This is a genomic window from Microcoleus sp. Pol7_A1, from assembly GCF_036701085.1.
GTDB classification, from domain to species: Bacteria; Cyanobacteriota; Cyanobacteriia; order Cyanobacteriales; family Microcoleaceae; genus Microcoleus; species Microcoleus asticus.
On the sequence record NZ_JAUBQD010000019.1, the window covers coordinates 97,082 to 107,599 of the forward strand.

Annotated in this window: 8 protein-coding genes; 4 read left to right on the top strand and 4 right to left on the bottom strand. The window is 47.4% G+C overall.

Translation table 11 applies throughout. The annotated features are described in order from the left end of the window. Nucleotides 1-128: 128 nt before the first annotated feature. Both QUA20_RS13560 and QUA20_RS13565 read right to left on the bottom strand, forming a co-directional pair. Nucleotides 129-2,087: a hypothetical protein gene (locus tag QUA20_RS13560; protein ID WP_333189333.1), complete on the bottom strand. Its 1,959-nt coding sequence runs from the start codon at nt 2,085-2,087 to the stop codon at nt 129-131. Nucleotides 2,088-2,958: 871 nt separating this feature from the next. Next, nucleotides 2,959-4,344 (bottom strand): UDP-N-acetylmuramoyl-tripeptide--D-alanyl-D-alanine ligase, encoded by a 1,386-nt coding sequence (locus QUA20_RS13565; RefSeq protein ID WP_333189334.1) that lies wholly within the window; start codon nt 4,342-4,344, stop codon nt 2,959-2,961. A gap of 409 nt (nt 4,345-4,753) precedes the next feature. Between QUA20_RS13565 and QUA20_RS13570 the strand changes: the two genes are divergently transcribed. Next, nucleotides 4,754-6,037 (top strand): hypothetical protein, encoded by a 1,284-nt coding sequence (locus QUA20_RS13570; protein WP_333189335.1) that lies wholly within the window; start codon nt 4,754-4,756, stop codon nt 6,035-6,037. A 286-nt stretch (nt 6,038-6,323) separates the two neighbouring features. Next, nucleotides 6,324-6,653, top strand: coding sequence for an RNA recognition motif domain-containing protein (locus QUA20_RS13575; RefSeq protein WP_172192890.1), 330 nt, complete (start codon nt 6,324-6,326; stop codon nt 6,651-6,653). A 227-nt stretch (nt 6,654-6,880) separates the two neighbouring features. Here the strand turns inward: QUA20_RS13575 and clpS are convergent, their stop codons facing one another. Beyond that, nucleotides 6,881-7,162, bottom strand: a complete 282-nt coding sequence (gene clpS / locus QUA20_RS13580; RefSeq protein ID WP_172192892.1) for an ATP-dependent Clp protease adapter ClpS — start codon at nt 7,160-7,162, stop codon at nt 6,881-6,883. Nucleotides 7,163-7,449: 287 nt separating this feature from the next. Between clpS and QUA20_RS13585 the strand changes: the two genes are divergently transcribed. Continuing rightward, nucleotides 7,450-8,046: a DUF3172 domain-containing protein gene (locus QUA20_RS13585; protein WP_333189336.1), complete on the top strand. Its 597-nt coding sequence runs from the start codon at nt 7,450-7,452 to the stop codon at nt 8,044-8,046. A 173-nt stretch (nt 8,047-8,219) separates the two neighbouring features. Here the strand turns inward: QUA20_RS13585 and QUA20_RS13590 are convergent, their stop codons facing one another. Beyond that, nucleotides 8,220-9,551 (bottom strand): AMIN domain-containing protein, encoded by a 1,332-nt coding sequence (locus tag QUA20_RS13590; RefSeq protein WP_333189337.1) that lies wholly within the window; start codon nt 9,549-9,551, stop codon nt 8,220-8,222. A gap of 90 nt (nt 9,552-9,641) precedes the next feature. Between QUA20_RS13590 and QUA20_RS13595 the strand changes: the two genes are divergently transcribed. Beyond that, nucleotides 9,642-10,199, top strand: a complete 558-nt coding sequence (locus tag QUA20_RS13595) for an NUDIX hydrolase (protein WP_333189338.1) — start codon at nt 9,642-9,644, stop codon at nt 10,197-10,199. Nucleotides 10,200-10,518: the final 319 nt, after the last annotated feature.

The following is a 10,518-nucleotide window of genomic DNA, read 5'->3' on the forward strand; positions in this document are numbered from 1 at the left end:
TGTTTATTGCTCATCGATGTATGAAAAGAATCAGATCGAGCTTACGCCAGCAACGAAATTTCAAGAGTTTGAGAGCCTTTTTCACAGGTGCGTGACAGGGCTGGTAAGACATTACCCATTGGTGTTGCCTAACCAAAAAAGTCTCTAACACCTTTCACTATCCCCTCTCCTGCGCCGCTGCCGATAATCCCTCCAGCAATCCCTCCAAGCACTGTACCCACTACTGGTATTGGTATCAGCGCTGTGCCAAGGGCTGCACCAGCCGCTGCGCCTCCCCATCCGCCAGCAACGCTACCGGCAGTTTCCTGGAAGTTCTCCCCAAATCCACCATCCTCGTTGTAGGCATTGGTCAGATCAATTATATCGGTTACCACCCCAAGGGGTCTGGCAACCCTAGATACGCCGTTCAGGACTGTAGTGCTTGCTGGAGGGCGAACAGGAGGGCGAGCTGGAGCGTCGTCTATGGGAGGGCGAGCTGGGCTAGCTGGAGCGTCTAGGGGAGGTTCTGTTCTAGGGCGAGCTGGAGCGTCTAGGGGAGGTTCTGTTCGAGGGCGAGCTGGAGCGTCTATGGGCTTGGGAGATTCTATTGCTGGAGGGCGAGCAGGAACGTTGAACCTCGGAGGGTTTATAGTGCGAGGTTTTGGTCTCCGACGTTCAACATCGACTTCTGGGTCTTCCTCTGAGTCTTTCTCGGACCCGACTGGAAGGCGATAGTCTTGGGGTTTGGGAGGTGAGTCTATATTGGGAGGTTCAACCTCGACTCCTGGGTCTTCCTCGGACTCGACTGGGTTATTCTGGGAATTGGGATTTGGATCTACCTTAACGTTCCTGACTGTTGCACCGCTACGTCGATCATCATGTTTTTTCCGATGATCGGGATCATCGCAATCTGGCGGCACCTTCTCCACAAATCGAATGACAGAGGTTGGTGTATACAGTTGTTTTTCATCATTTGGATCACGAATCTGGCCTTTTCTTTCCAGAGCATTATTATCCCGTGCTTCTTGTTCTCTTGACCTTTTTTTTTGTGCTTCCTCCTCGGTTGCCTTCACTTCTATCCCAGTTACCGTTCCATCTTTTGATATCGTGACTATATCAAGACTCCTCTCCTCAGGAGAGTTTGGTGGATCTTGCTCAGTATTTCCAGTTTTAATATTTTCCCAAGTCAATTTTTTGAACTTCATCTTTTTTTTTGTCGTGGAATCTATCCAAAAGCGTTCAATAAAAACTTTGTCAATATCGTCCTTTCGGCACTCCTCGTAGTATTTTTTCCAGGCGTCCCTGGCTGCCCTGCCCTTCCGTTCGCTTTCAATATTTCGTAACCGTTGCGCATTCGATGGCAGAGTCTTAAACAATAGGTTGTTATCATCATCAAAGCTCCAGTATCCGGGGATATAAACTTTTGTTCCGATCTGAAGTTGCTCAGCCTCTTGCTCTGTAAAGCCTTTAAAGCTGCCGTCCGCTGTCTTCTGCAGGAGTTCCTTCCAGCGATTTGCATCACCGAACTTATCTTGAGCGATCTTCGAAAGGGTATCTTTCTCAACAACTACATAGACGTCTTTGTCCGGAAAGACATTTTTGCCCGGAAGTTTATAAGCCTCTCGCTCTGTAAAGCCATTGCCGTCCGCTTTCTGGAGTTCCCTCCAGTCGCTACCCGTTCCCAATTCTTTTTGAGTATCGCCCGATCGAACTGTTGCCGAAAAATTGGAGGGGTTCGGGTTAAGTAACTCGTCATATCCCCCTGCCCGATCGACTCGATCGCCAATCGGAAGTGGTGCGGTAATGGCATCATCCATTAACGCCTTGCCTACTTGTTGAGCAGCGCGATCGATCGGAAAAATTTCCCTTTCATTTCCATATACCGATGAGGCACCAGAGCGAGCTTTCGTTTGAATGGCACTGATGCTGCGATCGTCTGACTCCAAAAGAGGATTCATCGGAATGCCTCCAAGAACACTATTAGAAGGCTTACTCAGTGATTGTCCAAAGAGATCGCGATTAATATCAGAAATGCTACCAGGTAAACCAGTAAAGGAGTCTACTCCGGTCTTCAGGCTGTTTGCAGGATTAATTTCGTTGAGAGACATTGGTATATACTTCTGGCTAAATTATTATCAGTTAGACAAAACCCACAGATGAGAACCAAATTCGTTTAAAGGGACGTTCTTTTTATTGCGGTTCTAGTCTTAGTTACTCAAGAATAGGAATTGGTAATTGGGAATTGGTAATGGGGAATTGGTAATTAGAAAAAGCTATCTGTGTATCCGTGACTGACCTGTCTATCTTGAAATAGTTATCCTTCAGACTGCCGAGTTGAATGTTAGACATTTTGCCCCCTGTCCACAAACTTGCTTGTATTTTAATCGATCGGCATAATTGAGCGATCTACTTTCAATACATCCGGGCTGCTTCCCCGATCGGGTCTCTCCCCCCAACACAGATATCCGCCAATTCTAAAATCTACGATTGTAAACTGCGATCTATTGCTCAGAATTAAGTCGGGCTTTTTTTCTGCAATAAAACTTTATAGATTTTGCTTTGTAAGTAGGCTGTAGCATCTGTGTTGATTTAAGATTTTTTGAAAGAAAGCTTGTTATTATTTCCGATCTCTTGAGGATAGTTTATGCGTGCCAAGTTGACAAGCGATCTGGGCAATTACTGGCTAATGCTTTTATAACTCCTGAATATCCATTTGTCGAATCAAAGCATTTTGTAGGATGCGTTAAGCGATAGCCGTAACGCATCAAGCCTCGGCAGCGAAGCGTTACGCTGCGCTAACTGACGGCTGACGGCTGATAGCTGAATGCTTACATCGGAATAATATAAACGGAGGACACGGCACTGCCGTGTCCCTACAATTAATGGGAGTAGGAAAACGGCACTGCCGTGTCCTCAGTATCATTCCGATGCAACCGGAAACGATATAAATCGCCGAGTCACAACCGCCAAGTTTCTCTTCTATTCTTCCCCGCCCAAATCAGCTCTAACTTTCTCAACAACTCGATTCAACTCCACCGAATGAGAGGCCTTAAATAAAATCCGATCGCCCGGTGTGACAAACTCCATTAAATGCCTTGCTAAATCTTCGCGGGAATTCTCCCTCGCAATATTTTCAACCTCCACAAAAGGCAAACCCGCCGCACCCGCAGCCATCGCCGCCGCTTCCTCAAAATCAGCAAAAACAAATAAAGCATCAAGATGCAAATCTCGCGCCGCCGTTCCCACTTGTCGGTGAAATTCGATCGCCCTGTCCCCCAATTCCTTCATCGTTCCCAACACCGCAATCCGGCGCTTTCCTGGAGTATCTGCTAACAGTCTCAGGGCCGCCAACATCGACTCCAAACCAGCATTGTAAGTCTCATCCAGAATCACAATATCCTGCGGCAAATCGTAGCGGCGCGCCCGTCCATCTGGTAACAGCACAGACAAACCTTGCTTTAAAGCTTCCCAATCAATACCTAAAACTTTTCCTACCGCCAAAGCAGCCAAATAATTTACAGCATTGTGCCGTCCTTGCAGCGGCAGTGGCAATTCCACACCTTCTACAGACATTGTATCATTATTGAGCAATTCTCCACACAAATCGCCGCCTTCTAAACCGTAAGTTAAAGTTTTTTCCTGCCAAACTTTGGCCGCAGTTGCTATTAATCTGTCACAATCGTGATTGAGAATAGCAATGCTATCAGCAGGCATTTCGGCTAACAGTTCGCACTTAGCTTGGGCGATCGCCTCTTCCGAACCCAATCGCCCGATATGCGCCGTTCCTACGTTAGTAATTACCGCCACTGTAGGACGCGCAATTTGCGACAGCAGCGCTATTTCGCCACTCCCGCGCATTCCCATTTCAATTACAGCATAATTGTGTGAGGGCGAAAGCTCTAACAGAGTTTTTGGTACTCCAATTTCATTGTTGTAGTTATATTGAGTTTTAAGAACATTTCCTCTCGTTGACAAAACCGCCGCAATTAATTCTTTAACAGTAGTTTTACCGACCGAACCAGTAACAGCAACTATAGGTATACTGAACTGGTTTCGCCACCAGCGGGCGATCGACTGATAAGCTTTTAAAGTATCGTCCACGCGCAACAGCGGAAAATTAGGCAATTCCTCTTGCCAATGTCGATCGACTATCGCCGCAATCGCCCCCAAATCCCGGGCTTTGGCCACAAATTGATGGCCGTCAAAATTGTCTCCCCGCAGCGCCAAAAATACTTCGCCCCCCTCAAGAGTGCGCGTATCTGTGGCAATACCTGTCCCTAAAGCTGTCAAAACATCGTCAGGCACAGCAGGCAAAGGTACATTTAAAATTTCAAAAAGTCTGGCGATACTTACGCGACAAACCATAACCAGCACTCACCTTTCAAATAATTATTTTCACAGCTAATCCTACCTTGCTTGACCTGACATTTAACTGACAGGGGGCTGCTGGCCAGGATAGACCTTGACAATCCTAATACTAAATCGTCAGCAAACCAAGAAATTCTTCCGTACCTACTCACAGTCTTTACCAATACTTTACAAAGTCTATATTGATTTAAGGCCTTGCTAATTACCAACAATTCATGCCATGCTGATGTTGGTAATTAGTTTTAACTAAGCAAAAAATATCGATCGGCTTAAGCTGCTGACAGCTTCTACCCCTAAGCCTCATCCGGCGAGCAGCTCGGTTGACTCAATTGTTGCGCTTCATCTGCCAATTCATCAAGCTAATAGCGCTGAAAGCTCTTGCCCCAGACTTGGAGGTTAATCCACAGTGAACGACTACAATAGACAGAAAATTTACGAAGAAGAACAGCTACTTTACAAGCACTGGCTGGAGTTGGTACAACGAGAGCAGCCGGCCGAACTCATCAGCCGCTTTCGCACTTTGTTTATTCATGGTACCGGATATCCCGATCGCTCCGTCGCCGAGGCACTCGAAAAAATAGCAGCCTCAGAACACGCCGAACAAGAATTCAAGTACATCCTCAACCGCTGCTGCCACATCCTGATCAACCGCTGGCAAACTTACTCCAGCAAGCAAGCAGCCATCCCTGAATTGATCGCTCTGTTTGAAGAAGCACCCAAAATACTATTTGGCTACAATCAATCGCGGGCGCGAGGCTCGATCCCCAAATTAGTAAATCAATTTACCGAAAGCGAACAGTACCTCACACTCCAACGCTTAGCCAAAGTCATAACTCACAGCAATGAAGATAGCAGCAACAGCAAAATCCCTGCTACCCTTGCCCTCGGAACCTTAATTCCCCGCTATCCTTACCTGTATAAACACTGCCTGCTCAGCGACGACAGCACCTACGAACAGCAGAAAATCATTAAAAAAATCCAAGCTCAAAAGCAGCAGCAATTTGAGGTCAACCTCTCCCAATACGTCGCTCACCAAGTGAGAAAAGCCCAAACAGCACGGCGCGAAACCTCAATTTCCTTCGGAAGAATTATACAGCCTATAACAAACCCAACGCTGTTGAGCGATCCGGAACTGTTCTTTGCCCTCAAGCAATTTGTCGGAAAAGTAGAAGGAGCCGATACCTACAGAGAGCTAGCGGGTCGCTTCACGGCGAACGCCAGCACAACTGCGTCTTACGGCTCATTTAAAGACGACTTGTACGAATACCTGATTTCTTCTGTCACCGACGATCGCTACGGCAAACGTCAATTTAACGAAAAATTGTATAAGCAACTACAAAATACCTTTCCTCACAGCGACGATCAGAAGTTCAACGAATTTTTAATGATCAGAACTTGCAGCCAGTTATTGAACTTTTTAGTAGTAGAGAGTCCTGTGCGGCCCAACCACTTTGTCTTCATCGACCTGATCTCAAATCTCGGGCCGACCCAAACCACAGGTTTGCTGCTGAAAATCGTACTAATTTGCGGCAAAGTCAAGCCCTACCTAGAAAAGCGGCTGGCAATTTTGTTCGGTCACTATGAATTCAGTACCCGAGAAGGCGTGGTGTGGTTAGTCAAAGCCCTGGAAAACGTGAACCTAGCTTTGAGTACCAACTTTGGCAAGGTGGATGTATCTTTCCTGCGGTGAGAGCGCGCGCTACAACTTTCTGTGCTTCCACCTTGACAAAACATCACACCGAGAAACCAGCTTTCTCAATACCCTAAAAGTTTTACGTTTAATTAGAACGACTTAATTAACTGCTGAAACCTACTCAAAAGACGCTATTCTATGTTAAAGTACCAAGTGTGAATCAGATTCAGTTGCAGGCTTTGTTCATTGCTACAGAATTGTCTAAAAACTTGCCCTTCTGTATCGGCAGGGGACTCTCCGAAACTGAAATCTTCGCACTGTCTAAATTTTGGAGTTATTCCTCATGTCGATATACGTCGGTAACTTATCCTACCAAGTTACCCAAGAAGACATCACCACCGTCTTCGCCGAATACGGAACCGTTAAGCGAGTACATCTACCTACCGACAGAGAAACCAGTCGCCCCCGCGGCTTCGGTTTTGTAGAAATGTCAACAGATGCAGAAGAAGATGCAGCCATTAGTGCTCTCGACGGAGCAGAGTGGATGGGTCGCGACCTCAAAGTTAACAAAGCTAAGCCCCGCGAAGATGAAGGCCGGGGTGGCGGCAACCGGGGCGGCGGCGGCCCTGGAAAATTTGCTCGCGGAGGCGGCGGCGGCGGAGGACGTTATTAATTTCCTCTGATAAAGATTTGAGATTGGAGAGTTGAAATTGGCGATCGAGCTCACCTAGCTCCGAACCACTTCCGGCCGTTCCGAAAAACCTATGCTCTTCAAGTTTCCATATCTACCGCTTTAAATATACCAAAAAGCCAAGGGCCTAACCCTTGGCTTTTTGGTATGAGGGTTGACGGTATGAGCCTGAAACGCCCAGGGCGAATCGGTTGCAGTGCCGTCAGGTTCTAATCGTCAGGTTCGATGCTGCTGCTCAATCCGTGATTGTTGAGCGTTTCAGCGTAAAACTCAGCGTGTTCGAGAGCGCAAACAATCACCAGTCCCATCCCGTTAGTGTGGGCTTCCATCATCACATTCACAGCCTGTGGCTGAGTCAGACTCGGTACCGTCGCCATCAAAGTCTGCACCACGTACTCCATAGGATTGAAATCATCATTGTGCAGCAGAACGCGGTAGCGCGGTGCCAGCTTGCGGACTGTGGAACTTTTTTGAATAATTTCGACAGACACTAATCTATACCTCCTGACTTGTAAAATGTTAAAATTTGTCAACAATCTTGAACCGGATTCCTCCGCTGTGCAAGAGTATGTCACTTTCAGTTATTTTATTGAAATCTGAATAATCAGACAAGGCAGCCCCTTGGTCGATCGCGAGCTGTGAACCCCACACCAAAGCCAGAGGGGGTGTCCTGGGCCCTCCGCAACCACTTTCCTAGCGCCATAATATTAGAAAGGCGAGATCGGTTAAAAATAACAAACTACTACCTGTTGAGTCTCCAGAACTGAGGGAACCTTATATGAAACGCAAACCTAAATCCTACAACGACGACAGATTCAGCGACGACGCATCCCGGGGAGATGAAGACTCCGGCTCATTTGGCGGGCAGTCGCGGCGTCAACCTCAGTCCGGCAAACCCTCTTTCCTCAATTCCGCCACCCTTGGGATTTTAACAGCCGTCTTTATTCTGGGAATTGGGATTGGCATTGCTTTTAGCTCCACAGCTACCATTAGCCCAGAGAACGTAGCATCCCGCGAATTTATCGATCGCAGCGCCCCGAACCCAGAACTTTGCGTGCAGTTTGGAGCAAGCGCGATGGTGACAGATATGCGCCTCTACGTCACCCTCAACCCCTTCAACGTCTACATCTCGCAGCCGAGTATGCGCCCCGGATGCGTCCTGCGAACCAATAACTGGGCAATTCTGGAACAAAGAAAACTCATCAGCCAAAACCAAGTGCGAGAGTGCAAAAATCGCATGAACACCTTTGGCTTCACCGGCCCCCTGGAAGCCCAACCCGAAATTAACTGTATCTACCAAAACGACGGCGCTAAAAACCTGTTCCTCAACCAACCGGGTTCGATAGCTCCAACCACTGAAGGTCAAAATTTCTAAATCGCCGATATAGCGGTTTTCAGTTGAGTCAATTACAGATGCTCGGGTAGGGACTTAGGCTTGGCCTAAGTCCCTACTTTATTTCATACAAGGGAAAACTGCTCTCAGTAGATTTTGAAGCCCGAGGTTTGAGGGAAGACTTCCTTGTTCCCTCAAACCTCGGACTTGTTCCTTCAAAAACCGAACTGCGGGAAATCTTCAGTTAACTGAACTTGCAAAATTTGGCCGGGTTGAATCGTAGCAGGTTGAGGAGCAGCGACGTAAGTTGTAGCAACACCACCGGCTGCTCCCGCCAACAAACCGATACCGGAAAAGCCGCTCAGCAAGAACAAAGCTAAACCACCAATACCAGTATTTCGCAACAAACTGCGATCGGAAGGCTGTTGTCGGCGGCCTCCCACAGGTTCCGAGCGAGCGAAGAGAGGGATATTGCGGCCGTTGAGACTAATAGCTTCGACAACAAATCGACTGCCGAGGTTCGTCGTTTCAAATCGGCCGATGACCGGCGTATTAGCAGGTACGATCGTATTGCCGCGACTGTCGAGAATTCCCCCTTGCAGTAGCAGCACTTCCTCTCGGCTGGGTTTCGCACGGGCAAGGCGCAAAGCCTCAGCACCGGGGTATAGCAAACTGAGCTCCGTCCCCGCCGGCAACAAGACATTCGCCCCAGCCGCAGCCTGCAAAACAGCATTCGATCGTCCGCGAGGAAGTGGTTCACCAAAGGTAAGCGTCCGCTGTTGGGGTGCATCAGCAGCCGTTATTTGAGGAGCTAGGCGGGGTACAGCAGTACCTTGTACCCCTGAACCTCCGTCAAGGCTAACATTGACTAAAGGAACTCTTAGCGGTCGGATTTGGTCGTTGGGAGTTGGTGGCTGCGAAGAATTTGTAGCGAGATTCAGGGAAGTAGCAGGGTCAGGTCGATCGACCTTTGGGGCACCAGTTGAGTTGGAATCTGTCGGCTGCTGGTTTTGCGGTACTTGTATTGCAGGCTGGGGTTGAGTTTCGGAAGTTTCCACAATAGGAGTCGGTTCGATCGAAGGACGCAACACCCAGCGATTTTCTACCCCGCTTCTTTGGAATTGAACTTTCCCTGCGCTGAAACCGACTCCGGGAGCCAAATTGACCAGAATTCTCGCCGTTCCCGGTTGAAGTTGACTCACCCCCACAGAACGTACAGTGCCTTGCGGGTATAGCTGAGTTGCATCTACTCCGATCTCAGTATTGGGCAAATCCACAGCAATTTGATTCGGGTTGAGTAGAGAATATGTGGGGATTGTTCCCTCTGGGAGAGTAATTTCTAGCTGATTTGTCGCCGGATCGAATTGCCAACTTGTGACTGTAGAAGCATTTGCTGGTTGCTGTGCTGCCGGCACTGCTGCAACTGCGGCGACGACTGCTAGACTCAGACTCAGTGACTCGATCGCAAACAATCCGAGTGCTAGAGAATCAACAGCCAATTTTTGTAAGTCTTCCCCAAATCTGGTGAGTAATTTTTTGTATGGCATGGCGGCTGGGTGAAATTTTGGATTTGAAATAGATTATGGATGGGAAAATTTTGCCTTCGGATGACGCTGAAAGTTTAGCATTATGGCGATATGAAAAATTTAGCTAAATGGAAATTATTGCGATCGCGCTTCGTTCTTAACAACAAGTGGTGTCAGGTTAGACAAGATGAAATAGAATTGCCAAGCGGACAAATTATAGACGACTTTTTTGTTCAGGTCCGACCCAATATCGCCCTAGTATTTGCCACGACAGAGCAGCAAGAACTTGTATTTGTGCGCCAATACAGGCACGGAGCAGGCGAGATTTTGCTGGAACTCCCGGCTGGAACTTTCAATCCTGCTGAAGAGAGCGGAAAATCTGCTGCCGCCCGAGAACTTGCCGAAGAAACGGGATATGTTGCTGAAGAAATTTTGGAACTAGCAACCTTATATGATAACCCCGTCAAAGATACCAATTGTATTTACCTATTCTTTGCTAAAAATGTCAAGCTTGCCAGCCAAATACAATTGGATATTACAGAAGATATTGAAGTAGTTTTAGTCCCACTTGCCGAAGTTTTTTGTAAAATAGCAAACAGAGAAATTTGCGTATCCGGGAGCATCGCAGCTATTTTTTTAGGATTAGATTTTTTGCACAAACAGCCGTAAAGTATGGTGTGCATGGAGCCATAAACGATCTGGTTAAATTTATATTATTTCCCCGTAAAAGAACACATTATCAGGTTAGTAGTGAGGAATTCAAAGGGAGTTTTCGGAGGACTGAAGTCCTTACTCCCAACCTGATAATGGTTATTTTACGGAACCTAATATGACTCCGCTCTTACCGATTCCCAGCCACAAAATCGAGAGAAGTGAGAGAATTATTAGCCCCAAAAACCTGAGCCAAAACCTCCCCACTGCCAGCAAATTTCACTAAAAAGCCATTCGCAGTCGAGTTAATTTGCAACGCTTCAAAACTCAAACCCTC